Source organism: Bradyrhizobium sp. UFLA05-125, from assembly GCF_059803515.1.
This window is the reverse complement of the sequence record NZ_JBANBJ010000003.1, coordinates 207,283-232,217: the sequence shown is the minus strand read 5'-3', so window position 1 is coordinate 232,217 and position 24,935 is coordinate 207,283. Positions and strand designations below refer to the sequence as shown.

Here is a 24,935-nt window from a genome sequence, read left to right as displayed (position 1 = left end):
CCCGCGGGAGGCGGAGCGAGTTCCCGCCTCCGGTGGACGCGATGCGTCAGGCCGGCTGCGGCGTCCTGATCTCGCGCGGCAGGATGATTGCGGCGGCGATGGCGAGCAGGCAGAGCGCGGGCCGCACGATCTCAGTCCTCCTGCCGGACGGACGTCACAAGCACTGGATTGGTCTGTCGACTGCGCCGAGTATCACAATTTGCGTTGCGACCTGTATCATAATCAGATGGAGCATTCCTTGAGCAGGAGATACGGATGAAAATCCGGCCATTCCTTTCAGCGCTCATCATGATGGTGCTTCCGCTCGTGCTGATGACGGTCGCGGGCCGTTGCCTCGCCGAAACGAGGGTCGCGTTGGTCATTGGCAATGGGGCCTATCGCAATGTCCCGCGGCTGACCAACCCAGCGAACGACGCCGCCGACGTTGCGACCGCGCTCAGATCCGTCGGGTTCGAGACGATCGTGGCAATCGATCTCGATCGGGCCGGGATGGACGAGGCTGCGATCCGCTTCTCGCGCGCGGCACGGGACGCCGACATTGCATTGTTGTACTACAGCGGCCACGCGCTTCAGTTCGGAGGAGTCAATTACCTGGCCCCGATCGACACGCGATTGACTGACGTGGCAGACTTGCGACGTCTGGTCCGCCTGGACGACATAGTCGCCGACCTGCAACAGGCCAGGAACCTGCGCATTCTCGTGCTCGATGCCTGCCGTGACAACCCTTTTGCCAACGAGTTGAGGCGTTCGCTCGGTACCAACCGGGCCATTCCACTCCAGCGAGGATTGGCCAAGCTGGATAATGCGCAAGGGATGATCGTCGCCTACGCCACCCAGGCCGGGCAAACCGCAGAGGATGGCGACGGACGCAACAGCCCGTACACCACTGCGTTTCTCGAGAACATCAAGGCGCCGGAGGAGATCGGGACGATCTTCCGCAGGATCAGCTCCGACGTCTACGAAACAACCAGGCACAGCCAACTGCCCGAGCTTTCCCTGTCGATCATCGGTGAGTTCTATTTGCTTGGCAAGGTGGACATCTCTCCAACGCCTGGGCAGTCGGTCCTGACGCGCACTTTGCTGGGTACGCCGTTCAATCCCGACGAAGTCCCGTTCTTGTGCGATCAATGCCGTGCGCAAATCAAAGCCGGCTTCGTCGGCAAGCCCTTGCACTCAGCTCTGGTGCTGTCGTTTGACGGCGGCTCCTACTGGGCGACGGGACGGCATACTGCCCTGGAGGCGCGTGCCGGCGCGCTGGCTCAGTGCCTGGACGCCAATCGGCCGGGCTGCTTCGTCTATGCCATCGATGGCCGCATCAGCTGGGATGAACCGCCGCCGCCCCTTCCGATCGAACCCTGGATTTCATCGAACTCCGGCGGAGCCCAGCCTTTGAACATCCAGGACATCGGCGCGATTCATGCGAGTGACCGCGAGAGGGCCACCCGGATGTATCGGGAATTTCACGGCAAGGCTCTCGCCGTCGGACCGGACTGGCAGTGGACAATGACGGGCCGGGCCGACGCCGACAACGAAGCCGCACGTGTGGTCCTGCAGCGATGCGGCTACATCACCCACTCTCCCTGTCGCGTGGTCGCAATCGACGATTCCTTCGTCGTCGACCGCACCCTGAGAGAGTCCGTGCCTCGCTCGCTGCCCGCAAGGCCGCTGTTGCAGAACGTGACCGGTCCCGATTACGTATTGAGAGGGCCGCAACTTCGGACCAGCGAGATTCCCTTTGTCTGCGATCAATGCCGCAAACAGATCGAACAGGATCTCAGCACCAAGCCCGCCCATACGGCGCTCGCAATTTCCTTGTCCGGCCGCTACTGGACCACGTGGGGACGCGGTAGCGCCGAGGAAGCCCGAACGCGTGTCCTCGGCTCCTGCCTCGGTGCATCACAATCAATGTGTTTCGTCTATGCCGTCGACGGAGAGGTGGTTTGGAAGGAAGCGCCTTTGGATGTTCCGCCTGCGCCCTGGTTCAGTCATGCGGGCGAGAAGCCGTTGGCGGTGAATGAGCCAGGCCTCTTTGCCGATCCGGCGCGGAAGTTCATCGAGCAATTCTATTCGCCGGCGTCCGGCCCAAAAGCCATCGCCATGGGCCAAGGCGGCTACGTCGGATACGCGTTCGGGGCGCAAATGAAATCCGAAGACGAGGCGGCGCGCCTCGCACTCGAACGTTGCGGCTTTCTGATCCAGGCGACATGCAGCACCGTTGCCATCGGTGATAATTTCGTCATCGACATCGAGGCTATCAAGCGGCTGCGCCATTGATCGGTTACAGGCCGATCAAGCCCCGAGAACGCCGGCGCGGTGCGCCTCAGGTGGCCTGCGCGACCGGGTTGCGGATCTCGCGCGGCAGGATGATCGCAGCCGCGATGGCGAGCAGGCAGAGCGCGGCGAAGGCCCGCAGCATGGTGACGAAGCCGCCTTGTTCGTAAAGCCAGGCGACCAGGCCGACAGAGGCCCCGGCCGCAGTGAAGCCGACGAAATAGCGCACCGCATAGGCGCGCGAGCGCCATTCCTCGGTGGTGTATTTGCCGACCATGGCATCGTTCACCGTGACCTGCCCGAACGCGCCCATGACGATGCCGATCGAGACCACGATCAGCGGCAGGTTGGACAGGCTCGCCGCCAGATACAGGAACGGCGCCAGCATGAAGGACAGCGGCAGCGCCACCGTCTTCAGCGAATAATGATCGAGCAGCCGGCCGATCGTGTACTGCGTCATCGCTCCGAACACGTAGACGCAGGCTGCGATCACCCCTAACAGGGCCGGGCTTCTGGTGAGATCGGCGAGCCGCTCCGCAAACAATTTCGGCAGCGCCACCGTGACGGCATTGAAGGTCGTCGAGATCGCGATCACGACGATCAGCAGCGCAAGGACCACGCGCCACATGTCCTGCTTGGCCACCCGCGCCTGCGCGGCCGCCTGCCTGCTGCCCTTGCGATCCTCATGCACGACAGTCATCGCGAAGGCGATGCCGATCAGCATCGTGACGACGCCTGGAACGATGAAGGCAAAACGCCAGCCGAGATATTGCCCGATCACGCCGGTGACCAGTGCGGACGACGCAACGCCGAGATTGCCCCAGACGCCGTTGAGCCCCATCTCGCGGCCGAGCCTGTCGGCATAGGACACGATCATCGCGGTGCCGACCGGATGATAGATCGAGGCGAAGATGCCGATCGCGAGCAGTGCCGTGCCGAGCTCGACCTGCGTCTGCACGAATCCGACTGAGATCATGGAGGCGCCGATGCCGATGAAGAAGATCACCATCATGTGGCGGCGGCTCCAGCGGTCGCCCAACCAGCCGGTGAGCAGCGATCCCGCGCCGAAGGCGATGAAACCCGGCGTCGCGTAAGGCAGCAGCTCGGAATAGGCCATGCCGAGCGCCGGCCCCATGATGATCACGGCGGCAGCGAAGATCAGCATCGCATAGTGATCGATGAAATGGGCGGCGTTGACGAAACCGATCACGCGGCCGGGGCTGTTCATGACGTGCGAATCCTCTCCTATCCCGAAATGGGTTATATGTCGGAGCCATGACGGGATGCCGCCAATGACTGTCGTCGAAACGCCAATCAAGGAAGTGCGCGGAAACCACCGCTCGACCGCGGGCGTGCACCTTGTCGCGCGCGACTATCCCAAGGGCCTGCGGCTCGACCCGCACATGCACCGCGAGGCGCAGCTCGTCTATGCCGCGAAAGGCACGATGCAGGTGACCACGCCCAAAGGACGCTGGCTGGTGCCGCCGGACCGCGCGGTCTGGGTCCCGGCCCACCTCGAACACGCCATCGACGTGCTCGCCGACATCGAGATGCGCACACTCTATTTCGACCTGCCCTGGCTCAAGCGCGAGCAGCGCGCCAAGGGGCTGGCCAAGGAGTTCGTGGTGCGGGTATCGCCGCTGCTGCACCAGGCGATCCTGGCGCTGTTTGACCGTCGCAATACGTCGGAGCGCACGGAGCTTCTGGTTCGCCTGGTGATGCTGGAACTGCATCAGGCCGAGGATTCCGCGACCTTCGTGCCGCTGCCGCGCGAGCCGCGCTGCCGGCGCGCCGCCCTGATCGTGCTCGACGATCCGACCGGGAGCTACGAGATCGAGGCGCTCGCGCACGAGGTCGGAACCTCCGCGCGCACGCTGTCGCGGCTGTTCTCCTCCGAGACGCAGCTCAGCTTCAAGAGCTGGTGCCAGCGCGCCCGCATCGCAGCCGCGATCGAAAGACTGTCGACCGATGCCGACGTATCGGTCAAGCAGCTCGCCTCCCAGCTCGGCTATGCCAGCGTGCCAGCCTTCTCCGCCGCCTTCCGCCAGGTGACGGGCCGGACGCCGACGGAGTTTGCGCGGAAGGGGTAGCTCCACCGCACGCCGTCATCACCCGCTTTCGCGCAGCATGACAGCTTTCTCGGGACGCATGGCATGGTTAAGATGCCAAATTCCCCCGCTTGATTGTGATAAGCTTGCACCTAAATCCCGTGTAAGCTTCCGCACTGCACAAGCCAGATTCGAAAAGCCAAATGGCCAACGCCTTTTTCTCCGACCTGCTCGCCACCATCTCCGAGCGCGGCCGCACCCTGCTTCGCCGCGGTGACACCTCGGACACAAGACAGGACGCCGATGGCCTGATCGAGCTCTGCGAGGCGCTGCTGTCGGGCCGGGGCGAGGCCTCGGGCACCGCGATGGCGCGCGAGGTGCTCGACCACTATCAGGACCTCGATGCGACCGGACGCCGCGCCTTCTTCGCGGCATTGGTGCGCGATTTCGGCCCCGATCGCGAGAAGCTCGCCCAGACGGTCGAGAAATGGCGCACCCAACCGAGCGACGAGGACGCCAGCGACCTGCATTTCGCGTCTGAGCCGCGTCGACAGGAATTGATCCGCCGCCTCAACCGCGCACCGGGCGGCACCGGCGATCTCGTCGCCATGCGCGCCGACCTGCTCGGCATGACGAACGGGCACACCGACCTCGCCGCGCTCGACCGCGACGTCGTGCATCTCTTGAGTTCGTGGTTCAACAGGGGGTTTCTCGTGCTGCGCAGGATCGACTGGTCGACACCGGCCAACATCCTCGAAAAGATCATCCGCTACGAGGCCGTGCACGAGATCAGCGACTGGGACGATTTGCGCCGCCGTATCGATCCGGTCGACCGCCGCTGTTACGCCTTCTTCCATCCGGCGCTGGTCGACGAACCCCTGATCTTCGTCGAGGTGGCGCTGACCGAGACGATCCCCGGCGCAATCGCGCCCCTGCTTGCGGTCGACCGCGAGCCGGTGCCGACCGAGCGCGCGCGCACGGCCGTGTTCTACTCGATCTCGAACACACAACGGGGCCTTGGCGGCATCTCCTTCGGCAGCTTCCTGATCAAGCAGGTGGTCGAGGAGCTGCGCCGCGAGCTGCCCAAGCTCGACACCTTCGTGACGCTATCGCCGGTGCCGGGTTTCATGCCATGGCTGAAGCAGGACAAGGACCTGCCGCTGTCCGACGAGGATCGCGAGGTGCTGAAGCATCTCGACGAGCCCAAGTGGTTCGACAATGCGGAGCTGACCGCGCAGCTTCGCGGCGTGATCGAGCCGCTCGCTGCCTATTATTTCCTGAAAGCGCGCACCTCGAAGGGCCGGCTGATCGATTCCGTCGCCCGCTTCCACCTCGGCAACGGCGCGCGACTGGAGCGCGTCAACTGGCTGGGAGACCTTTCGCCCAAGGGCCTGCGCGAATCCGCCGGCGTCATGGTCAACTATCTCTACCGCCTCGAGGACATCGAGAAGAACCACGAGGCCTACGCCAACGACGGCACGGTCGTCGCGTCGAGCGCGGTGAAGAAGCTGCTCAAGGGCGAGCGGCGGCTGTTGGATATGCGGTTGTCGTAGGCCTACTCAATCGTCCCGGACAAGCGCAGCGCAGATCCGGGACCCATAACCACGGGATTGAGTTTGACGAAGACTCGGAGTTACCCGCTCGCTCCATAGCTCCTCCCTGTGGTTATGGGTCCCGGCCTTCGCCGGGGCGACATCGAGTAGTTGGCGCGACCTCGCGTCCCAACCTTACTCCGCCAGCGCCTTCATCTCCTTGTAGAGATCCGTTTTCCCCTCGAACCCGATGCCCGGCAGGTCCGGCATGGTGATGTGGCCGTTCTCGACACGGACGCCGTCGGGGAAGCCGCCATAGGGCTGGAACAAGTCGGGGTAGCTCTCATTGCCGCCGAGGCCCAAGCCCGCCGCGATGTTGAGCGACATCTGGTGGCCGCCATGCGGGACGCAGCGGCTGGGCGACCAGCCATGGGTCTTCAGAACTTCCAGTGTGCGCTGATATTCGCAGAGGCCGTAGGAGAGCGCGCAGTCGAATTGCAGCCAGTCGCGATCGGGGCGCATGCCGCCATGGCGGATCAGGTTGCGGGCGTCCTGGTGGCTGAAGAGGTTTTCACCGGTCGCCATCGGCGCCGGATAAAATTCTGCGAGTGCAGCCTGCAGCGAATAGTCGAGAGGATCGCCGGCCTCCTCGTACCAGAACAGCGGATAGTCCCGCAGCATCTTTGCATAGGCGATCGCGGTTTCGAGATCGAAGCGGCCGTTGGCGTCGACGGCGAGCTGCGCGTCCCTGCCGATCTCCTTCAGCACCGCTTCGATGCGCGTACGATCCTCCTCGATTGGCGCGCCGCCGATCTTCATCTTCACGACATTGTAGCCGCGGTCGAGATAGCCGCGCATCTCGCCGCGCAGCATCGAGAGGTCCTTGCCGGGATAGTAGTAGCCGCCGGCGGCATAGACGAACACACGCGGATTGGCCTTGACGCCATGGCGCTCGGCAAGCAGGTGAAACAGCGGCTTGCCGGCGATCTTCGCCACCGCATCCCACACCGCCATGTCGATGGTGCCGACCGCGACCGAACGCTCGCCGTGACCGCCCGGCTTCTCATTGGTCATCATCGCGGCCCAGACCTTGTCCGGGTCGAGATTGTCGCCGGCAGCATCGAGCAGCGACTTCGGATCGGCTTCGAGGATGCGCGAGGCAAAGCGCTCGCGGATCAGGCCACCCTGCCCGTAGCGGCCGTTCGAGTTGAAGCCATAGCCGACGACGCGCTTGCCCTCGCGCACGACGTCGGTGACGACCGCGACCAGGCTCGTCGTCATCCTGGTGAAATCGATATAGGCGTTGCGGATCGGCGAGGAGATCGGCTTGGTGATCTCGCGGACGTCGACGATGCGGACCATGGGCTTGGCTTTCAATTTGTCAGCGCGTCATTCCGGGATGGTCCGAAGGACCAGACCCGGAATCTCGAGATTCTCAGGTGCGCAATTGCGCACCATAATTCTCGCTTCGCGAGCCCCGGAATGACAGTGTTCTATTTCTTATCCCTGAAATACGGCTCGACCGGCCCGTGCACCTTGATCGTGAGCGGATTGCCGTGGCGGTCCTTGGCGTTGCCGGCGGTGACGCGCACCCAGCCCTCGCTGATGCAATACTCCTCGACATTGGTTTTCTCGATACCCTTGAAGCGGATGCCGACGTCGCGCGCCAGGATGTCGGCGTTGTAATACGGGCTGTTCGGATCGACCGACAGGCGGTCCGGAAATTCATCGCTCATGATTGTCTCGCTCACAACAGTGTTTCGATTTGTTGGCGCAGCCCCTCGGGCCGCGCGGTCGGCGCATAGCGCGCCACCACCTTGCCTGCACGGTCCACCAGGAATTTCGTGAAATTCCATTTGATGGACGCACCTAACAGGCCGGATTGCTGACGTTTCAGGTACTCGTAGAGGGGATGCGCGTTGGCGCCGTTGACGTCGATCTTGGCGAACAGCGGAAAGGTGACGTCATAGTTGGTCGAGCAGAACTGCTGGATCTCGCTTGCCTTGCCCGGCTCCTGGCCGCCGAACTGGTTGCAGGGAAAGCCGAGCACCGTGAAGCCACGCGGGCTGAGGTCGCGGTGCAAGTCCTCGAGCCCACGATATTGCGGCGTGAAGCCACATTTGCTCGCGGTGTTGACGATGAGCAGCACCTGTCCCTCAAAGCGTCGCATCGGCACGTCCTCGCCGAGAAGCGAGTTGGCCGAAAAATCGTAGATCGCCGACATCGTTGTCCTCTAGCCCACGGGATCGATCGGTGACGGCGGCACGCCGCCCGCCTCGATCGCCTCGCCGGCGAGCAGGCAGAGGTCCTCGCGATAGCGGCCGGAGACGACATGCACGCCGACGGGCGCCTTGCCGACGAGACCGGTGGAGACGGCGAGGCCCGGCAGTCCCATGAAGGGAATAGCGATCTGTGGCAATTGCGCGTCCCAGACCCGCTTGAAGGATGCCTCGTCCTTGCGATCGAGATGGTCAGGAAACGGCAATTCGCCGGAGACCGGCGTCAGCACCACCGCGTATTTCTCGAAGAACAGCATCCATTCGCGAGTTAGCGTTGCCCGGCGCATCAGTGCCTTGGCATAGGCCGCCTGGTCGAACGGGGTGACCTTGGCGCGGTTGCCGCGCAGGCAGGCGAGCGCGCCGGGATCGCCCTCGCGCTCGGCGGCTTCGAGCGCGGCCTCATAGCCGTCACCGATCCAGAGCTTGGTCTGCCATTCGGCAGCTTCCCGCATCGGCGGGGTATTGTCGATCACCTCCACCGTCCAGCCTGCCCGCTCAAGCCGCTTGCCGGCGTCGCTGACCGCTGCCGTCACTTCCGGTGCAGTCGCGAGCCCGTCCGGCCTGAGGCACAGCGCCGCGCGCTTGGGCATCGCCGGTCCTTCGAGCGGCGCCGGCACCCACCAGGGGTCGCGCACGTCACGGGCCGCCATCGCGGCGAGCGAAATCCGCAAGTCGTTGATGGTGCGCGCGAGCGGCCCGGAGACCGCGCTGATCTGCGGCCCGATCGGGCGCTCCGACAGGGCAGCGTTGAAGGCGGGAATCCGGCCCATGGTCGGCCGCAAGCCATGCACGCCGCAGGCATAGGCGGGGTAGCGGATCGAGCCTGCGATATCGGTGCCGTGGGCGATGTGGCCGATGCCGGCCGCGACCGCCGATCCGGCGCCGCCCGAGGAGCCCCCCGGGGTCAGCGAGGCATCGCGCGGGTTCTTGGTGTCGCCGTGGATCAGGTTGGTGGTGAACCAGCGGTAGGAGAAGGCAGGGCAGTTGGTGCGACCGAGGATGACGGCGCCCGCCTTGCGCAAATTGGCGACGACCGGATTGTCGGCCTTCGCGATCACCTCGCGCTGGATCTTCAGGCCATTGGTGGTGGCAAAGCCCTCCTGGTCGACATTGACCTTCACCGTGACGGGGACGCCGGCCAGGAGTCCCGGATCCTCGCCACGGGCGATCACGCCGTCCACCACTGCCGCCTGCTTGAGCACATCCTCCGGCCGGTGATCGATCACCGCATTGAGCCTGGGATTGACGGCATCGAGCCGGGCAAGGCCCGCATTGGCGGCTTCGGTGGCGGAAATCTTCCTGGACCGGATGAGAGTGGCGAGGTCGGCGGCCGACAGGCGCCAGAGATCTTGCATGGCATGCTCCGTGTGACCGGGTCTTTTAGCGCCGGTCAGCCGGCAAAGCCATGCGCATTGCGCAGGGGCGGAATCCGGATCGTCAGTGCCGCGTTGCGGATTGATCCGGTAGGTCCAGGAGCGCCTCGGTGAAGGGAAATTCCAGCACGATCTCGCCGTCGTCGTCGGTGACCTCGATGACGGCCTCGAGCAGCGCCGGCTGGGTGCCTTCCGACTTCAGCACCTCCAAAATCATCTGGCGTGCGACTTCCCAGGCGCGATCGGGATTGCGCAGGTCCTCGCCGTCAGGATCCACGATCAATTCGTCGCCGATGCGGGTGTTGAAGAAATATCTGGGCATGCCTGATCCAATGGGGTCGCCTGTAGCGGATTGAAAGCCGCTTCATACTCACAACTGCTTTATCCGGACAGGGATCACGCCCTATCGTCGTTCTTATCGTCATGCTTAGCATGGGGTTGTTTTGCTGTTTTTGCGTCATCTCCGCGGCATGGGCGTGCCTTTCTGCGTTTGCAGCGCAGCATTGCACCAGCCTACTACCTAGGTCGCGGAAGATTTAACTGGCGAACTTTTCCGCCCGCAGTAGTTTAACCGGGGGCGGACACGTCCGATTTCTCAGAAAAGGAGAGCCACAATGGCCTGGAAAGCACCGAAAATCGTCGAAGTGCCGTGCGGCATGGAAATCAACATGTATGTGAGCGCCACCCGCAAGTAAGGGCGGCAATTTCACGTTGAGCGCAGGTGGATCCTTCGGGTGCGCAACATTCCCCGACGAAGGGAGTTGTGTCGGCCTGAGATCCACCTCGACACGTGCCTCCAGGAGACGGATCCATGCTTCGCGTCGTCGTCCTGGGCGCCGCGGCTGGCGGCGGGGTCCCGCAGTGGAACTGCGGGTGCACAGGCTGCCGGACAGCGCGCGCTGACCTCCGACAATTGCAGAGAACCCAGGCTTCGGTCGGCTTCAGCGCCGATGGTGACAACTGGTTCCTGATCAACGCCTCTCCCGATCTTCGACAGCAATTCAACGCCACGCCGCAGCTTCACCCCAAGCCGGGCGAGCTGCGTCACACGCCGGTTGCCGGCGTGATCCTGACCAATGGTGAGGTGGACGCGGTGGCGGGACTTTTGTCGATGCGCGAGGGCTCGCCTTTCACGATCTACGCCCATGACAAGGTGCTGGCGATCCTGAAGGCCAACAGCATCTTCAACGTGCTGAACGAGAAGAACGTGAAGCGCCAGCCGATCGGGGTCGACGAGCCGTTCGAGCCGCGCCTTCCCGACGGCGCACGCTCCGGCATCGAGGTGGTTGCGTTCGAGGTAGCAGGCAAATCGGCCTGGTACCTGGAAGGCAAGGCTCATCCCGGCGGGAGCAGTGGTGCCGGCGACACGCTCGGTTTGAAGATCACGGACAAGTCGACCGGCAGGAGCTTCTATTTCCTCGCCGCCTGTGCCGAGGTCACCGACGCGCTGAGAGCGCAGATTGCCGGCGCGTCGCTGGTGTTCTTCGACGGCACGGTGTGGCGCGACGACGAGATGATCCGGGCCGGACTCGGCCAAAAGACCGGCAAGAGCATGGGACATGTCGCCATGTCCGGCGAGGATGGCGCGATCGCGCGGCTTGCCGACCTCGATATCGACAGCAAGATATTTCTGCATATCAATAACTCGAACCCGGCGTTGCTGCCCTCCTCGCCCGAGCGCAAGGCGGCCGAACATGCGGGCTGGCAGATACCCGCCGATGGAACGGAGATCGTGCTGTGAACGCGATGACGCTGCCCGGAATGACCGCACTGTCGATCGGCAAGGACATCAGGCTCAACTCTGCCGAGGAGCTCGAGGCGACGCTGCGCCACATCGGCGCGACGCGCTACCACAGCCTGCATCCGTTCCATAAGCTCCTGCACGGCGGCAAGCTGAACAAGGGCCAGGTGCAGGCCTGGGCGCTCAATCGCTACTATTACCAAAGCACGATCCCGCTCAAGGATGCGGTGGTGATCTCACGCTTCCGCGAGCGCGCCACGCGGGTGGAATGGCGGCACCGCATCGAGGACCATGACGGCGATATCGGCAGCGAGGGCGGCATCGAACGCTGGCTGAAGCTGACCGAGGGCCTGGGCCTCGACACGGCCTATGTGGAATCGACCGAAGGCATTCTTCCCGCAACACGCTTTGCGGTCGAGGCCTATGTGCATTTCTGCCGCGAGAAGAGCCCGCTCGAGGCCATCGCCTCCTCGCTCACCGAATTGTTCGCGCCGAACCTGCACGAAGAGCGCATCAGCGGCATGCTGGAGCACTATGATTTCGTCAATCCTGATATCATGAGCTACTTCAAGCGCCGCCTGGCCCAGGCGCCGCGTGACGCCAATTTCGCGCTCGACTATGTCAGGAAGCACGCCAGGACTCCGGAGGAACGCGCGTCCGTCTGCAATGCGCTGATCTTCAAGACCAACGTGCTGTGGGTGCAACTCGATGCGCTCTATCATGCCTACGTCGATGGACACATTCCGCCGGGCGCTTTCGTGCCCAAAGCGAGCTGAGAGGAAACAGGAAATGGCCGGGCCGCGTCACATCAGCGTCAGCGAAGCGAGCCGGCCCGTGCTGCCGCGGCATGCCAAGCTGAAATACGACGAGACGCGGAAGGTCTGGGTGATCCTGGCGCCGGAACGGGTGCTGGCCCCCGATGAGATTGCGGTCGAGGTCCTGCAGCTCTGCGACGGCATCCGCAACGTCGGCGATGTGGCTGACCAGCTCGCCGCGAAGTATGCTGCGCCGCGCGAGGCGATCCTGACTGATGTGATCGGCATGTTGCAGGATCTTGCGGACAAGGGCTTTCTCACGGAAGCCCGGGAGAAGACGTCATGAGTGACGTGCTCGGCGACCCCGGTGTTCCCCACGACGTCAGCGATAGCCTGGCGGTACTCGAAAAGCAGCGCTCGACGGCGGAGACGTTTGGCATTCCGCTCGCAGTGCTGCTCGAGGTGACGCATCGCTGCCCGCTGCAATGCCCCTATTGCTCGAACCCGGTCGAGCTCGACCGCGCCGGCAAGGAACTGACGACCGAGGAGTGGAAGAAGGTCTTGACCGAGCTCGCCGAGATCGGCGTGCTCCAGGTCCATTTCTCCGGCGGAGAGCCGACTGCGCGGAAAGACCTCGTCGAGCTCATCAAGCATGCGAGCGACGCCGGCCTCTATACCAATTTGATCACTTCTGCCGTGCTGCTGACGCGCGACAAGCTGCGCGAGCTGGCGGATGCCGGCCTCTGCCATGTGCAGATCAGCTTTCAGGGTACCGAAGATATCGCCGCCGATCGCGTCGCAGGCTACAAGGGCGCGCATCACAAGAAGCTCGAAGTCGCGAAGTGGACACGCGAGCTCGATCTGCCGCTCACGGTGAACGCGGTGATGCACCGCCAGAACCTGCACCAGCTCCCCGACATCATCCAGATGGCGGTCGATCTCGATGCCGACCGGCTCGAAGTCGCCAACGTCCAGTACTACGGCTGGGCGCTGAAGAACCGCGCCGCGCTGATGCCGACGGTTGCGCAGCTCGACGAGACCACCCGTCTCGTCGAGGAGGCACGCGAGCGCCTCAAGGGCACGCTCGCCATCGACTACGTCGTGCCGGATTACTACGCGCTGCGGCCGAAGAAGTGCATGGGCGGCTGGGGCCGGCAGTTCTTCAATATCTCGCCAGCCGGCAAGGTGCTGCCCTGCCATGCGGCCGAGAGCATCACCGGGCTCGACTTCGAGTCCGTGCGCTCCAATCATTCGATTGCCTGGATCTGGCAGAACTCGGACGCCTTCAACCGCTATCGTGGCACCGGCTGGATGAAGGAGCCGTGCAAATCCTGCGAATTCCGCGAGATCGATTTCGGCGGCTGCCGCTGTCAGGCCTTTGCACTGACGGGCGATGCGGCCAATACCGATCCGGCCTGCGCGCTGTCGCCGCTGCACGAGACCATCTTCAAGCAGGCCGAGCGCGAAGCCGAAGGCGAGACCAACCGCTTCCTCTACCGCAACTTTGCCGGTGGCACTTTGGAGCCTGACCCTGGGGAGTCCGGCAAGCATGGCGCCTGACGCCGACGCGGCCAAATCGGCCAAACGCGCCGATCCCTTTGCGCCGCTGACTTCGGAAATGCTCGCCGTCTCCGACGGTCACGAGATCTATGTCGAGAGCGTCGGCCGCACTGACGGCATCCCAGCCGTCTATCTGCATGGCGGTCCCGGCAGCGGCTGCCAGCCCGACCATCGCCGGCTTTTTGATCCTGAACGCTTCCATGCCGTGCTGTTCGACCAGCGCGGCGCCGGCCGCAGCCGGCCGAAGGGCTCGCGCGAGCACAACACCACGCAGCATCTCGTCGCCGACATGGAGTCGATCCGCCAAAGGTTCGGTTTCGAACGCTGGATGGTGATCGGCGGTTCCTGGGGCGCGACGCTGGCGCTGGCCTACGCGCAAGCTCATCCTGAGCACGTTTCGGGCATCGTGCTGCGCGCAACCTTTCTCGGCACACGAGTGGAGGTCGAGACCGGCTTCACGTCGCGGCTGCCGCAACTCTATCCCGCGCTCAACGAGGACTTTTTGAGCCTGCTGTCGGCCGAAGAACGAGAGCAGCCGATCGAGGCGTACTGGCGCCGCATTCTCGATCCCGACCCTGACTTGCATGGCCCCGCTGCGCGGGCCTGGCACGACACCGAGCGCACGCTGTCCGAACACAAGCCGGCGCGCACGCGGCTCGATCTCGCCACGCTCAACGTGTGGCGCACGCTGCCCGCGACGCCGTTCATGGAAGCACACTACTTCATCAATGACTGCTTCATGGTGCCGGATCAGCTGCTGCGAAATGCCGGCAAGCTCGCCGGCATTCACGGCATCATCATCCAGGGCCGCTATGATCTGTTGTGCCCGCCTGAGACATCCTGGGCGCTCGCGAAAGTGTGGCCGGGTTCCGAGATCCGCATCGTGGAAGAGGCCGGGCATTCTCTCTATGATCCCGGCGTGAGGGACGCCGTAATGAAAGCGATCGCGGACCTCGGCTCGAAAGCCGCGCGCTAGAACTATCTCCTCATCCTGAGGAGCGCTCCGAAGGAGCGCGCCTCGAAGGATAGAGGCCGAGATGCTGCAGTGGGGCCTTCATGGTTCGAGACGCGCGAAGACGCGCTCCTCACCATGAGGGTCTGCAAGAGGACAACAAGAAGAATGCCACTCGCCGGGAAGGGCATGCTGCTGACGTCGATGAATATCGACGCGGAGCATGAGGCCGATTTCAACCGCTGGTACGATCGCGAACATCTGGAAGAGCGCGTCGCGATCGAGGGTTTCCTGGAGGCGCGGCGCTATATCGCGCACGCAGCCAGCCCCAAATATCTCTGCCTCTATTCGACCACGACGCTCGACGTGCTCGACAGTCCCGCTTATCGGGCGCAGCTTGCAAGCCCGACCGACTGGTCGCGCCGGACCATGGCGCGGTTTGAGAACATGATCCGCGCAGTGGCGCGTATCACCATCAGCCGCGGCACCGGACGCGGTGTCGCGCTCGGCGTGGTACGGCTGCGCCCGCCCCCCGACAATGCCGGTCGATTGCGTGATGCATTGCGGGAAAAGCTCGCGCCGGAAAAACACGACGGCATCATCTCCATGCATCTGCTGGAGAGTGATGCAGAGCTTTCCGGCCCGACATCGGAGATTCCGTCGGTGCGTAATGCAGACGCCAACGATTGGTTCGTGCTGATCGACGGTACGCGTGTCAGCGCCGTCTCTGCCGTGATTGCCGAACGCTTCACCGGCCCAGCAGCATCACCGTCTTCGCTTCCCGTCTCCGTCGGCACCTACTGCCTGATGTGGGATCTTGCGAAGAGCGACATCGCACGCGGCTGACATCATCACACGCATCACGAGATGCTGCACCGCCACATAGAATGCGCGACTGTTAATGCTATGCTTGCGTAGCTCCTATGAAAGCAGGGCATCGCCCAAATTTGCCTTTGTGCGCGCCTCGGAATGGTTCTAATAAGGTAAGCCTATGATCCAATTTAAGAACCATATCGACGCGTAAGCGTTCGCCAAGCTCAAGAAGGCCGCCGGGTCTTTGGGCCTGTGCGGACAGGGTAGGAATGAAACCGACCGATATCGCGGCCCCCGACTACTTTCACAAGGTAGTCGATTGCCAGTGGGCCTGTCCTGCGCACACCCCGGTTCCCGAATACATCCGTCTGATCGCACAAGGCCGCTACAGCGACGCCTATATGGTCAATTGGAAATCGAACGTGTTTCCCGGAATTCTGGGACGCACCTGCGATCGTCCATGCGAGCCGGCGTGCCGCCGCGGACGCGTCGAGGAAACTCCGGTTGCGATCTGCCGCCTGAAGCGCGTCGCGGCCGACTTCAAGGATGACATCAAGCAACGCCTGCCGCGTCCCTCGCCGAAGAACGGCAAGCGCATCGCGCTGGTTGGCGGTGGCCCGGCGTCGCTGACGGTGGCGCGCGATCTCGCGCCGCTCGGTTATCACTGCACCGTGTTCGATGGCGATCCCGAAGCCGGCGGCATGATGCGCACGCAGATCCCGAAATTCCGCCTGCCCAATTCCGTGATCGACGAGGAGACCGGCTACATCCTCGAACTCGGCGTCGAGTTCAAAGGCGGCCACCGCATCGAGAGCATGAAGGCCCTGCTCGCGGACAAGTACGACGCGATCTTCGTCGGCTCCGGTGCGCCGCGCGGCCGCGAGCTCGACATTCCCGGCCGCAAGGAGGCGGCCGCGAACATCCATATCGGCATCGACTGGCTGTCCTCCGTTTCCTTCGGTCACACCAACAAGATCGGCAAGCGCGTGATCGTGCTCGGCGGCGGCAACACCGCGATGGATTGCTGCCGCACGGCGCGCAGGCTCGGCGGCGAGAATGTCAAGGTCGTCGTGCGCTCCGGCTTCGAAGAGATGAAGGCTTCGCCCTGGGAGAAGGAAGACGCGATCCACGAGGACATCCCGATCCTCAATTACATGGTGCCGGTAGAATTCAAGCATGTAGGCGGCAAGCTCATTGGCGTTACCTTCCAGAAGGTCAGGGCCGAATACGACGCCAAGGGCCGCCGCAATCTCGTCCCCTCAGGCGAACCGGACCAGACCATTCCCTGCGACGACGTGTTGGTCGCGGTCGGCCAGGAAAACGCGTTTCCCTGGATCGAGCGCGACTGCGGCATCGAGTTCGACAAGTGGAATATGCCGAAGGTCGATCCCAAGACCTTCGTCTCGACCAACCCGAAGGTCTTCTTCGGCGGCGACGCCGCCTTCGGGCCGAAGAACATCATCTGGGCGGTCGCACACGGCCATGACGCCGCGCTGTCGATCCACAGGCTGCTCTCGGGCGAGGACATCAACGAGCGCCCGCTGCCAGAGGTGCACGTCACCTCCCAGAAGATGGGTATCCACGAATGGAGCTATGACAACGACATCTCGCCGGAGAAGCGCTTCAAGGTGCCGCACCGCGACAAGGTGGTGGCCCTGAAGGACATCCGTGCCGAGGTCGAGCTCGGCTACGACGTCAAGCTCGCGCTCGGCGAGGCGCATCGCTGCCTGAATTGCGACGTGCAGACGGTGTTCTCCACCTCGCTGTGCATCGAGTGCGATGCCTGCGTCGACATCTGCCCGATGGATTGCATCACCTTCACGCAAAACGGCGAGGAAGCCGATCTGCGCCAGCGCCTGAAGGCGCCCTCACCGCATCCCGACCAGGATCTCTACGTTTCCGGCGATCTCAAGACCGGGCGCGTGATGGTGAAGGACGAGGACGTCTGCCTGCATTGCGGTCTCTGCGCCGAGCGTTGTCCCACCGGTGCCTGGGACATGCAGAAATACCTCATCGATATGACTCACGCAGGATCATCATGTCCGACAAAAAGCCGATCAGCAGCGTAAACGACTTCGTCGTCCGCTTCGCCAACGTCAACGGCTCGGGCTCGGCTTCGGCCAACGAGCTGTTTGCCCGCGCGATCCTGCGCCATGGCGTACCGGTCTCCCCGCGCAATATCTTCCCCTCCAACATCCAGGGCCTGCCGACCTGGTATGAGGTACGGGTGACGGAAGCCGGCCATCTCGGCGCCCGCGGCGGCGTCGACATGATGGTGGCGATGAACCCGCAGACCTGGGACAAGGACATCGCCGGCATCGAGCCTGGCGGCTACCTGTTCTACGATTCAACAAAGCCGATGCCATCGACGAAATTCCGCGGCGACATCACCGTGATCGGCGTTCCCCTGACCGCGATCACCAACTCGACCTATACCGATCCGCGCCAGCGCCAGCTGTTCAAGAACATCATCTATCTCGGCGCGCTCGCTGCGCTCCTCGACATGGATCCCAAGGTGATCGAGCAGCTGATCGGCGAGCAGTACAAGGGCAAGGAGAAGCTGCTCTCCTCCAACGTCCATGCGCTGCATCTCGGTCGCGACTGGGCATTGCAGAACCTGAAATGCCCGATCGGGCTGCGGGTGAAGAAGGCGGACAAGGTCGGCGACCGCATCTTCATCGAGGGCAACAGCGCCGCGGCGCTCGGCGCCGTCTATGGTGGCGCGACGGTGTGCGCCTGGTATCCGATCACGCCATCCTCGTCGGTTGCGGAAGCCTTCACCAGCCACTGCAAGAAGTACCGGCACGATCCCGAGACCGGCAAGGCGAAATACGCCATCGTGCAGGGCGAGGACGAGCTTGCGTCCATCGGCATCGTGATCGGCGCCTCCTGGAACGGCGCAAGGGCCTTCACCGCGACGTCGGGCCCTGGCATCTCGCTGATGACGGAGTTCATCGGCCTCTCTTACTTCGCCGAGATCCCGGCCGTGATCATGAACATCCAGCGCGCCGGCCCCTCGACGGGCATGCCGACCCGCACGCAGCAATGCGACATCATCGCCTGCGCCTATGCCTCGCATGGCGACACCAAGCACGTGCTGCTGTTCCCGGAAGACCCGGCCGAGGCCTTCGAGTTCGCTGCAGCCGCGTTCGATCTAGCCGAGCGGCTTCAGACGACGATCTTCCTGATGCTCGATCTCGATATCGGCATGAACCACCGCCTCTGCCGTCCGCTGAAGTGGGACGACGCGCGGCAATATGACCGCGGCAAGGTAATGACCGCGGAGATGCTGGAAGAGGGCCGCGACTTCGGCCGCTACCTCGACGTCGACGGTGACGGCATCCCCTACCGCACCTATCCCGGCACGCATCCGACCAAGGGCTCCTATTTTACCCGCGGCACCTCGCGCGACCGCTATGCGCGCTACTCCGAGGAAGGCACGGTTTACGCCGACAACATGCAGCGCCTGGTGCGCAAGTTCGAGACCGCGCAGGATCTCGTGCCGCGGCCGCTCCAGGCCAATGCGGAACGACCGACCAAATATGGCGTGATCTATTTCGGCTCTACGGCGCCGGCGATGGACGAGGCGATCGGCCTTTTGGAAGCGCGCGGGCATCAGCTCGACAGGTTGCGCATCCGCGCATTCCCGTTCCATTCGAGCGTGGCGAGCTTCCTCGCCGAGCACGATTTCGTCTATGTCGTCGAGCAGAACCGCGACAGCCAGCTCCGTCAGCTCATCGTCAACGAGAACGGCATCGACCCGGTGCGTCTCGTACCGATCGTACATTACGACGGCTCGCCGATCACCGCCCGCTTCATCGCAAAAGCCATTGGCGACCACCAGGATCACCTCAAGGTGACCCCGCTCCGCAAGGCCGTGTCATGACCTACATTGCAAAGCCGAAATTTCATCACCCGGGCCTGAAGAAGAACGAGCTCGGCTACACGCATCGCGACTACGAGGGCAAGATCTCGACGCTGTGCGCCGGCTGCGGCCATGACTCGATCACGGCCTCGATCATCGAGGCGTGCTACGAACTCTCGATCGAGCCACACCGGGTGGCGAAGATCTCCGGCATCGGCTGCTCGTCGAAGACGCCCGACTATTTCCTCGGCAATTCGCACGGCTTCAACTCCGTGCACGGCCGCATGCCGTCGGTGCTGACCGGCGCCAACCTCGCCAATCGCGACCTGATCTATCTCGGCGTCTCCGGCGACGGCGATTCCGCCTCGATCGGTTTCGGCCAGTTCGCACACTCGATCCGGCGCGGCGTCAACATGACCTATATCGTCGAGAACAACGGCGTTTATGGCCTGACCAAGGGCCAGTTTTCGGCGACCGCCGACCGCGGCTCGAAATCCAAGAAGGGCGTCACCAACACCGACAACGCCATCGACCTCGTCGCGATCGCGCTGCAGTTGGGGGCGACCTTCGTCGCGCGCAGCTTCTCCGGCGACAAAACGCAACTTGTACCACTTATCGCCGCGGCGATCCGCCACAAGGGTGCGTCCTTCATCGACGTCATCAGCCCTTGCATCGCCTTCAACAATCATGCCGGCTCGACCAAGAGCTTCGACTATGTCCGCGAGCACAATGACGCGGTGAACCGGCTCGACGTGCTGGTCGGTCGCGACCCGATCGCCGTCGACTACGCGCCTGGCTCGGTGCAGGTTGTCGAGCAGCATGACGGCAGCAAGATCGCGCTGCGCAAGATCGATGCCGACTACGATCCGCATGACCGGTTAGGGGCGATGACCTTCCTGCAGAAGCACGCCGCCAAGGGGCAGATCGTCACCGGGCTGCTCTATGTCGATCCGGACGCGGAGGATTTGCACGAGCATCTCAACACGGTCGAGACGCCGCTGAACAGGCTGGAGGCAGACGATCTCTGCCCGGGCTCAACCGTGCTGGACAAGATCAACGCCAGCCTGCGCTAAAGCGCGATGAGATTAGGACGAATCGTCATCGCGCTTTAGGTTGTTGTTTACGCATGATCTCCGCGCAAACAAAACCGCTTCGCACTTTGCGCTAACGCGGCCCTTCGGGTCCGGATCATGCTTTAGCCAGCAGACCGGACGAAACCCTATCTGACCCGGACGCTGACCTTGCTCGACACAACGGGCGGGTCGAACGGATAGTGCTTCGCATCGCCGAGCACCAGCTGAAGCGTGTGGGTGCCTGGCGGGAGCTCGAGAAAGGTCTCGGTCTGCCCCGCTCCAAAGTGAAGATGCGACTTGTCCTGCGGAATCGGCTCCTTGGGATCGATCGGGTCGTTGACGTCGATCAGCAGATGATGATGACCACTGTTCTGGTAATCGTCGCCGGCATGCGTCACGCCCATGTTGCGCAAGCCGAACCGGACCCAGAATCCGCCTCTGATCTTCTGACCATCATGCGGCGTGATGAAATAGAGCTTTGCGTCCTTCGGCGCCGGCTTGCCTTGCGAATAGGCTGCGTTGGAGGACAATGCGAGCAGTGCTGAAAGCGCGAGGCAGCAGACGATCTTCATCGCATCTCCCTCCGCGCCTACGGACCAAGTGCTATGCGGAAGCCGTGGGTCGGATAGCGAACATTGGTATCGTAGCTGTCGCGGTTCGCCGGTCGCACATAGCGCGCGTCGTTCTTCCAGGACCCCGAGCGCAGAACATGCGAACCGCAGTCGCCGCCGATCCAGGCTGAGCCGTCGGCCGGAGCGCCCTGGTAGTTCTTGTGCCAGCAATCGGCGACCCACTGATCGACGCCGCCTCCCATGTCGTAAAGCCCAAAGGGATTGGGCTTGAAACTGCCGACCTTGACCGGTTGATCGGCCGCCACGTCTCCGCAATCCTTACAAGCCGCCATGCCCGGCTGCGGCTTGTCGCCCCACCAGTATTTTGTCTGGGTACCGCCGCGGGCGGCATACTCCCATTCCGCTTCGCTCGGAAGCCGGTACGGCTTCTTCGTCGCCTGCGCGAGCCAGCCGGCATATTGCTGCGCGTCCGTCCAGCTTACATTCGTGACGGGAGCGTCGTCCTTTCCGACTGCCGCAAATCCGCAGGCCTTCGCCGCCGCACATTCGTTCCATTCACGGACGGTCACGGGATATTTTCCGATCGCAAATGGTTTGATCGCAACCTGGTGGATCGGTCTTTCCGTCGGATCCTCGTTGCTGCCCATCGCAAAACTGCCGGCGCGGATCGCAATCACTTCCGGCTCCTGGACCTGTGCCGTGGATTGCGTCGCTGGTGGAGGCGAGGCTGCGGGCGCTGGCATTGCTGTCGGCGACGGAGAGGCCACGGGAGCGGCCTGCGGCGCCGGCGCCGTCGAGCCGGGTTCGGTTTGACCGGATTGCGGCGCCGGGGATGCTGCGGGGGGAGCTGCCGCGTGCTGATCGAGACGGGGGCCTTGCTGCGCGAGCAGGTACCAAAGCACGCCGCTCGCGATCACGAGCAAGGTCAGGCCGAGGAGAAACAGCAGGACGGTCTCGCGCCGGCCTCGTGTCCTGCCGACGGCGTCAGCGTCCGGCAGCACGCGATAGACGCGCACGGGATCGGTGATGTTCTTGACCTTGCGGTCCCCGAGCGATTCGTAGCCGCACACGACCTTGTGCTTGATCTGCTCATAGATCGCGCCTGAGATGAAGACCTGACCGGGCTCGGCAATCCCTTCAATCCGCGTCGCGATGTTGACGCCGTCGCCATAGACGTCGTCCGGCTCCACGATGACATCACCGAGATTGACACCAATCCGGTATTCGATCCGTGAATCCTTCGGAAGCGTGGCATTGCGGCCGACGAGGTTCTGCTGGATGACGATGCTGCACCGAACAGCCTCGACGGGACTGTCGAAAATCGCGATGAAGCCGTCGCCCGTCGTCTTGATCAGCGTTCCGTGGTGCTCGACGATGCTGGGCTGGATCAGATCACGCTCGATCCGCTTGACGCGGACATGCGTGCCTTCCTCGTCGGCCTGCATCAAGCGGCTGTAGGACGCGATGTCGCCGACGATAATGGCGGCGAGGCGGCGAGGCATCCTGTTATTCGGAGGCGGCTCACCCTGATTCCCCGATTTGAAGTTGCGAATTTCGCCCATTACTGGGGCTCCACAAACTTGCAAATGGCGGCATGCACGTTCAGCCTCGAAGAGGGCTGCGTACAAAATGCAGGCTATCACATCGCGCAGTACGGACAAGCAAGGTGCGACCGGATCAGAGCTTCTCGCGAAGTATCGGCATCGGGTTCCGGTCGAAAATGCCGCTGCGCCCTTTGAACTTTCTCAATGCCGCGAGCGACTAAAGCTTGCAACGGAACTTCGTCGCGCCGAGCGAGACTTCGCTCACTCGATGGCTTCGTCGGCGCTCGCAAGCAGGTCCGGCGGCACCTCGATCCCCAACAGCTTCGCCGTCCTCAAATTGATGACGAGCTCGAATTTTGTCGGCGCCTGCACCGGTAGATCGGCCGGCTTCGTTCCGCGAAGAATGCTATCCGCATAGGAAGCGACCTGGCGGAACAAGTCCGGGAAATCCAGCCCGTACGACATCAGCGCACCGCCTGTCGGAAAGCTGCGGAACGGATGGATGCTGGGAATACGCAGCTCGTTGGTCAGGCTGACGATCAGATCCTGATGCAGGATCGGCAGGGAGTCGGGTAGCGTCATCAGCCCGGCCCTGGGCAAACCTCCCGCGCCGCGAATGGCGCGCTCGATCTCGCCGGCATCGCCGACGTAGATGGTCTGCACGTTCACGCCGGTTTCGCGTCCGTCGCTCTCGATCTGGCGAGCGAACGGCGCGCTGGTGTTGTTGTCGGGATTGGCGATCAGGACGATACGTTCGATCGTCGTGTCGATGGCCTTCAGCAGATCGACCCATTTGCCCCCGACCGCGAGTTCGAAATTCGTAAAGCCGGTGAGGCTTCCTCCGGGGTGCGACAAGGACGCCACCACCCCGAGCTCGACGGGATCAGCCACCAGCAGGAAGACGACGGGTATCGCGCCTGAATACTTGCGCATTGCCTCGAGTGCAGGACTTCCCTGCGCGATCAGCAGGTCCGGCTTCCGCTGCACCAGCGAAGCCGAGGCCTCCGACAGGGGGGATGCCATCGGTTTGGCCAGCCGCAGGTCGAACTCCAGATTATCGCCGTCGCGCCAGCCGAGCTCGCGCAGCCGGTCCAGGAGTGCGGCGCGAAGCGGCAGCAATTGCTGCTCGCTGAACGAGGAGACCATGCCGACGAGCTTCCTGCGCGGCGCCGGCTGGGCGTTCGCCGCAAGCCACGGCGCGGCCGCCAGGAGCCCGATTGCGCGGATGAAGGCACGCCGGATCATGCGCGGCCCGGATTGGCTAGAATGCATCATGCGCGTGTATCAGCATTCGGCCATCCAGGGGATGGGTAAATCCGGGGCTTGCCCGGCGCACCAGGCCATCGCGGGCAAGTGAACGCATCCTGCCCGCGTGGCGACTAACCGCCATATCCCGCCGTCCGGCAGCCGGACACCTCACCCGGTTCGAAGCGCTCAGGACCAAACATGAAATTTCCCCTCCTCGTCGCTTTCACCCTCGCCGCTCTCGCCGGCACCGGCCAAGCCCAGGAGGCGACCAAGGCCCAGTCCGATGCTTTTGACGCGCGAATGTTTGCGGGCGCCCCCGGCCACAAGGCCTATGCCTGCTTCGTCCGCCGCTACGATGCCGACCATCTGGCTCACCATCCGAAGCAGAAAGTTGCCTCCATGAAGCTGCTGGTCTCGGCCGAATACGAGAAAGAAGACAAGGAGCTGCATTACGCCTTCCGCCTCGGCTTCCGATACCGGCACCGCTCGGGCGAATTCGATTCCTCCGGCTCCTGCGGTCACGCGCTGTTTCAGGACAATGGCGACGAGGTCCGCTTCGGCTGCGGCGTCGATTGCGACGGCGGCGGCATCGGGATTGCCCTGTCGAAGGACGACAAGTCGGCGATCGTTCGGCTCGAACGCGTCAAGGTCTGGCAGAACAACAAGCTCGACGACGACGCCGAGGAATCGCTGGTCGCCGGCGTCGATGACAAGATTTTCCGGCTCGACCGCACCGATGCCAGCGAGTGCGCCTCGCTTGTGACCGACCGCAAGGAACTCGCCGCGCTTCGCCACAAGTGACAGGTTCGACCCGAACTCGAGAGACCCGCGATGAACCGACGTAGTATTCTGTGGAGCGCAGTATCAGCGTTGGGCACGGCCTTCGCCGCGTCGCGCGCGAAGGCTGCGACCGAACCGACGCCCGCGGACAGGCTGAAGGTCGTCTATCATTTGAGCGATGCCGAGAAGGTCAATTTCGTGCTCGGCAATATCCAGAATCATATCGACGGCGTCGGCGGTCCAGAGCACGTGACGATCGCGCTCGTCATCCACGGGCCGGCGCTCAAGGCGTTTCATTCGGCGCGAGCCAATCCCGACGTCAGCAAGCGCGTCGGCGATTTCTCCAGGGACGGCGTTGAGCTCGCTGCCTGCAGCAATACCATGAGGGCGCAGAACATCACGCTGAGGGATCTCTTGCCCGGCTTCGTCGCCGCGGAAAAAGGCGGCGTGGTTCGCCTCGCGGAGCTGCAAGCGCGGGGGTATTTGTATTTACGGCCGTGAGGCCAATGCGAGCCGCCTTCCCTTCTCC

General features: G+C 63.4%; 25 protein-coding genes. 16 read left to right on the top strand and 9 right to left on the bottom strand.

The genetic code is table 11. The annotated features are described in order from the left end of the window. Positions 1–312 precede the first annotated feature (312 nt). Positions 313–2,274, top strand: coding sequence for a caspase family protein (locus SO156_RS06220; protein WP_498534212.1), 1,962 nt, complete (start codon positions 313–315; stop codon positions 2,272–2,274). Between the two features lie 46 nt (positions 2,275–2,320). On the opposite strand, the gene SO156_RS06215 is transcribed toward SO156_RS06220, so the two are convergent. Then, entirely contained in the window at positions 2,321–3,499 is a 1,179-nt protein-coding gene (locus SO156_RS06215; RefSeq protein WP_498534184.1) for an MFS transporter, read from the bottom strand. A 64-nt stretch (positions 3,500–3,563) separates the two neighbouring features. Here SO156_RS06215 and SO156_RS06210 point away from each other — a divergent pair, with 64 nt between their 5' ends. Together SO156_RS06210 and SO156_RS06205 are read left to right on the top strand one after the other, a co-directional pair. Next, entirely contained in the window at positions 3,564–4,361 is a 798-nt protein-coding gene (locus tag SO156_RS06210) for an AraC family transcriptional regulator (protein ID WP_498534183.1), read from the top strand. A gap of 161 nt (positions 4,362–4,522) precedes the next feature. Next, the gene (locus tag SO156_RS06205) at positions 4,523–5,872 is read left to right on the top strand and encodes a malonyl-CoA decarboxylase (protein ID WP_498534182.1); all 1,350 of its coding nucleotides are present in this window, start codon (positions 4,523–4,525) and stop codon (positions 5,870–5,872) included. A 174-nt stretch (positions 5,873–6,046) separates the two neighbouring features. Here the strand turns inward: SO156_RS06205 and tarD are convergent, their stop codons facing one another. From tarD to SO156_RS06180, 5 genes are all read right to left on the bottom strand, one after another. Next, the gene (tarD, locus tag SO156_RS06200; RefSeq protein ID WP_458147703.1) at positions 6,047–7,213 is read right to left on the bottom strand and encodes a D(-)-tartrate dehydratase; all 1,167 of its coding nucleotides are present in this window, start codon (positions 7,211–7,213) and stop codon (positions 6,047–6,049) included. Positions 7,214–7,344: 131 nt separating this feature from the next. After that, positions 7,345–7,587: a DUF3297 family protein gene (locus SO156_RS06195; protein ID WP_029674077.1), complete on the bottom strand. Its 243-nt coding sequence runs from the start codon at positions 7,585–7,587 to the stop codon at positions 7,345–7,347. Positions 7,588–7,598: 11 nt separating this feature from the next. After that, positions 7,599–8,075 carry a glutathione peroxidase gene (locus tag SO156_RS06190; RefSeq protein ID WP_458147672.1) on the bottom strand — a complete coding sequence of 159 codons (477 nt, stop codon included), beginning with the start codon at positions 8,073–8,075 and terminating at the stop codon, positions 7,599–7,601. Positions 8,076–8,084: 9 nt separating this feature from the next. Continuing rightward, positions 8,085–9,485 carry an amidase family protein gene (locus SO156_RS06185; protein WP_498534181.1) on the bottom strand — a complete coding sequence of 467 codons (1,401 nt, stop codon included), beginning with the start codon at positions 9,483–9,485 and terminating at the stop codon, positions 8,085–8,087. Positions 9,486–9,567: 82 nt separating this feature from the next. After that, entirely contained in the window at positions 9,568–9,825 is a 258-nt protein-coding gene (locus SO156_RS06180; RefSeq protein WP_027522469.1) for a DUF6894 family protein, read from the bottom strand. A gap of 292 nt (positions 9,826–10,117) precedes the next feature. On the opposite strand from SO156_RS06180, the gene pqqA reads away from it, so the two are divergent. The 10 genes from pqqA (at position 10,118) to SO156_RS06130 (ending at position 20,262) form a co-directional block, all read left to right on the top strand. Further along, positions 10,118–10,198 (top strand): pyrroloquinoline quinone precursor peptide PqqA, encoded by an 81-nt coding sequence (pqqA, locus tag SO156_RS06175; RefSeq protein WP_007595659.1) that lies wholly within the window; start codon positions 10,118–10,120, stop codon positions 10,196–10,198. 116 nt (positions 10,199–10,314) lie between these two features. After that, positions 10,315–11,244, top strand: coding sequence for a pyrroloquinoline quinone biosynthesis protein PqqB (gene pqqB, locus SO156_RS06170; RefSeq protein WP_498534180.1), 930 nt, complete (start codon positions 10,315–10,317; stop codon positions 11,242–11,244). Positions 11,245–11,264: 20 nt separating this feature from the next. After that, complete coding sequence (pqqC, locus tag SO156_RS06165; RefSeq protein WP_498534211.1) at positions 11,265–12,020, top strand: pyrroloquinoline-quinone synthase PqqC; 756 nt, start codon at positions 11,265–11,267, stop codon at positions 12,018–12,020. Between the two features lie 13 nt (positions 12,021–12,033). Further along, positions 12,034–12,345, top strand: a complete 312-nt coding sequence (gene pqqD / locus SO156_RS06160; protein ID WP_458147675.1) for a pyrroloquinoline quinone biosynthesis peptide chaperone PqqD — start codon at positions 12,034–12,036, stop codon at positions 12,343–12,345. Further along, positions 12,342–13,559: a pyrroloquinoline quinone biosynthesis protein PqqE gene (gene pqqE / locus SO156_RS06155; RefSeq protein ID WP_458147676.1), complete on the top strand. Its 1,218-nt coding sequence runs from the start codon at positions 12,342–12,344 to the stop codon at positions 13,557–13,559. The genes pqqD and pqqE overlap by 4 nt, the downstream gene beginning before the upstream one ends. Further along, positions 13,549–14,535 (top strand): prolyl aminopeptidase, encoded by a 987-nt coding sequence (pip, locus tag SO156_RS06150; RefSeq protein WP_498534179.1) that lies wholly within the window; start codon positions 13,549–13,551, stop codon positions 14,533–14,535. Before pqqE ends, pip begins: the two co-directional genes overlap by 11 nt. 144 nt (positions 14,536–14,679) lie before the next feature. After that, the gene (locus tag SO156_RS06145; RefSeq protein ID WP_458147678.1) at positions 14,680–15,357 is read left to right on the top strand and encodes a hypothetical protein; all 678 of its coding nucleotides are present in this window, start codon (positions 14,680–14,682) and stop codon (positions 15,355–15,357) included. A gap of 236 nt (positions 15,358–15,593) precedes the next feature. After that, positions 15,594–17,393, top strand: a complete 1,800-nt coding sequence (locus SO156_RS06140; protein WP_498534178.1) for an FAD-dependent oxidoreductase — start codon at positions 15,594–15,596, stop codon at positions 17,391–17,393. Then, positions 17,363–19,210 carry a 2-oxoacid:acceptor oxidoreductase subunit alpha gene (locus SO156_RS06135; RefSeq protein WP_458147680.1) on the top strand — a complete coding sequence of 616 codons (1,848 nt, stop codon included), beginning with the start codon at positions 17,363–17,365 and terminating at the stop codon, positions 19,208–19,210. Before SO156_RS06140 ends, SO156_RS06135 begins: the two co-directional genes overlap by 31 nt. After that, on the top strand, positions 19,207–20,262 hold the full coding sequence (locus SO156_RS06130; RefSeq protein WP_458147681.1) for a 2-oxoacid:ferredoxin oxidoreductase subunit beta: 1,056 nt from the start codon (positions 19,207–19,209) through the stop codon (positions 20,260–20,262). Before SO156_RS06135 ends, SO156_RS06130 begins: the two co-directional genes overlap by 4 nt. Before the next feature lie 146 nt (positions 20,263–20,408). On the opposite strand, the gene SO156_RS06125 is transcribed toward SO156_RS06130, so the two are convergent. From SO156_RS06125 to SO156_RS06115, 3 genes are all read right to left on the bottom strand, one after another. Then, positions 20,409–20,834, bottom strand: a complete 426-nt coding sequence (locus SO156_RS06125; RefSeq protein ID WP_458147682.1) for a DUF4399 domain-containing protein — start codon at positions 20,832–20,834, stop codon at positions 20,409–20,411. A 17-nt stretch (positions 20,835–20,851) separates the two neighbouring features. Then, positions 20,852–22,396: an SUMF1/EgtB/PvdO family nonheme iron enzyme gene (locus SO156_RS06120; RefSeq protein ID WP_498534177.1), complete on the bottom strand. Its 1,545-nt coding sequence runs from the start codon at positions 22,394–22,396 to the stop codon at positions 20,852–20,854. A 243-nt stretch (positions 22,397–22,639) separates the two neighbouring features. Then, entirely contained in the window at positions 22,640–23,524 is an 885-nt protein-coding gene (locus SO156_RS06115) for an ABC transporter substrate-binding protein (RefSeq protein WP_458147684.1), read from the bottom strand. Here SO156_RS06115 and SO156_RS06110 point away from each other — a divergent pair. The 3 genes from SO156_RS06110 (at position 23,523) to SO156_RS06100 (ending at position 24,907) form a co-directional block, all read left to right on the top strand. After that, a complete protein-coding gene (locus SO156_RS06110; protein WP_458147685.1) occupies positions 23,523–23,735 on the top strand; it encodes a hypothetical protein in 213 nt (70 codons plus the stop codon). The two genes, SO156_RS06115 and SO156_RS06110, sit on opposite strands and share 2 nt — an antisense overlap. Positions 23,736–23,824: 89 nt before the next feature. Next, a complete protein-coding gene (locus SO156_RS06105) occupies positions 23,825–24,427 on the top strand; it encodes a hypothetical protein (RefSeq protein ID WP_498534176.1) in 603 nt (200 codons plus the stop codon). Positions 24,428–24,457: 30 nt separating this feature from the next. After that, positions 24,458–24,907 (top strand): DsrE family protein, encoded by a 450-nt coding sequence (locus tag SO156_RS06100; protein ID WP_498534175.1) that lies wholly within the window; start codon positions 24,458–24,460, stop codon positions 24,905–24,907. Positions 24,908–24,935: the final 28 nt, after the last annotated feature.

Coding starts and splice junctions, on each gene's coding strand:
- SO156_RS06220 (WP_498534212.1), top strand. CDS start 313: ATGACGGTCGCGGGCCGTTGCCTCGCCGAAACGAGGGTCGCGTTGGTC.
- SO156_RS06215 (WP_498534184.1), bottom strand. CDS start 3,499: ATGAACAGCCCCGGCCGCGTGATCGGTTTCGTCAACGCCGCCCATTTC.
- SO156_RS06210 (WP_498534183.1), top strand. CDS start 3,564: ATGACTGTCGTCGAAACGCCAATCAAGGAAGTGCGCGGAAACCACCGC.
- SO156_RS06205 (WP_498534182.1), top strand. CDS start 4,523: ATGGCCAACGCCTTTTTCTCCGACCTGCTCGCCACCATCTCCGAGCGC.
- tarD (WP_458147703.1), bottom strand. CDS start 7,213: ATGGTCCGCATCGTCGACGTCCGCGAGATCACCAAGCCGATCTCCTCG.
- SO156_RS06195 (WP_029674077.1), bottom strand. CDS start 7,587: ATGAGCGATGAATTTCCGGACCGCCTGTCGGTCGATCCGAACAGCCCG.
- SO156_RS06190 (WP_458147672.1), bottom strand. CDS start 8,075: ATGTCGGCGATCTACGATTTTTCGGCCAACTCGCTTCTCGGCGAGGAC.
- SO156_RS06185 (WP_498534181.1), bottom strand. CDS start 9,485: ATGCAAGATCTCTGGCGCCTGTCGGCCGCCGACCTCGCCACTCTCATC.
- SO156_RS06180 (WP_027522469.1), bottom strand. CDS start 9,825: ATGCCCAGATATTTCTTCAACACCCGCATCGGCGACGAATTGATCGTG.
- pqqA (WP_007595659.1), top strand. CDS start 10,118: ATGGCCTGGAAAGCACCGAAAATCGTCGAAGTGCCGTGCGGCATGGAA.
- pqqB (WP_498534180.1), top strand. CDS start 10,315: ATGCTTCGCGTCGTCGTCCTGGGCGCCGCGGCTGGCGGCGGGGTCCCG.
- pqqC (WP_498534211.1), top strand. CDS start 11,265: ATGACCGCACTGTCGATCGGCAAGGACATCAGGCTCAACTCTGCCGAG.
- pqqD (WP_458147675.1), top strand. CDS start 12,034: ATGGCCGGGCCGCGTCACATCAGCGTCAGCGAAGCGAGCCGGCCCGTG.
- pqqE (WP_458147676.1), top strand. CDS start 12,342: ATGAGTGACGTGCTCGGCGACCCCGGTGTTCCCCACGACGTCAGCGAT.
- pip (WP_498534179.1), top strand. CDS start 13,549: ATGGCGCCTGACGCCGACGCGGCCAAATCGGCCAAACGCGCCGATCCC.
- SO156_RS06145 (WP_458147678.1), top strand. CDS start 14,680: ATGCCACTCGCCGGGAAGGGCATGCTGCTGACGTCGATGAATATCGAC.
- SO156_RS06140 (WP_498534178.1), top strand. CDS start 15,594: ATGAAACCGACCGATATCGCGGCCCCCGACTACTTTCACAAGGTAGTC.
- SO156_RS06135 (WP_458147680.1), top strand. CDS start 17,363: ATGTCCGACAAAAAGCCGATCAGCAGCGTAAACGACTTCGTCGTCCGC.
- SO156_RS06130 (WP_458147681.1), top strand. CDS start 19,207: ATGACCTACATTGCAAAGCCGAAATTTCATCACCCGGGCCTGAAGAAG.
- SO156_RS06125 (WP_458147682.1), bottom strand. CDS start 20,834: ATGAAGATCGTCTGCTGCCTCGCGCTTTCAGCACTGCTCGCATTGTCC.
- SO156_RS06120 (WP_498534177.1), bottom strand. CDS start 22,396: ATGGGCGAAATTCGCAACTTCAAATCGGGGAATCAGGGTGAGCCGCCT.
- SO156_RS06110 (WP_458147685.1), top strand. CDS start 23,523: ATGCCGACGAGCTTCCTGCGCGGCGCCGGCTGGGCGTTCGCCGCAAGC.
- SO156_RS06115 (WP_458147684.1), bottom strand. CDS start 23,524: ATGGTCTCCTCGTTCAGCGAGCAGCAATTGCTGCCGCTTCGCGCCGCA.
- SO156_RS06105 (WP_498534176.1), top strand. CDS start 23,825: ATGAAATTTCCCCTCCTCGTCGCTTTCACCCTCGCCGCTCTCGCCGGC.
- SO156_RS06100 (WP_498534175.1), top strand. CDS start 24,458: ATGAACCGACGTAGTATTCTGTGGAGCGCAGTATCAGCGTTGGGCACG.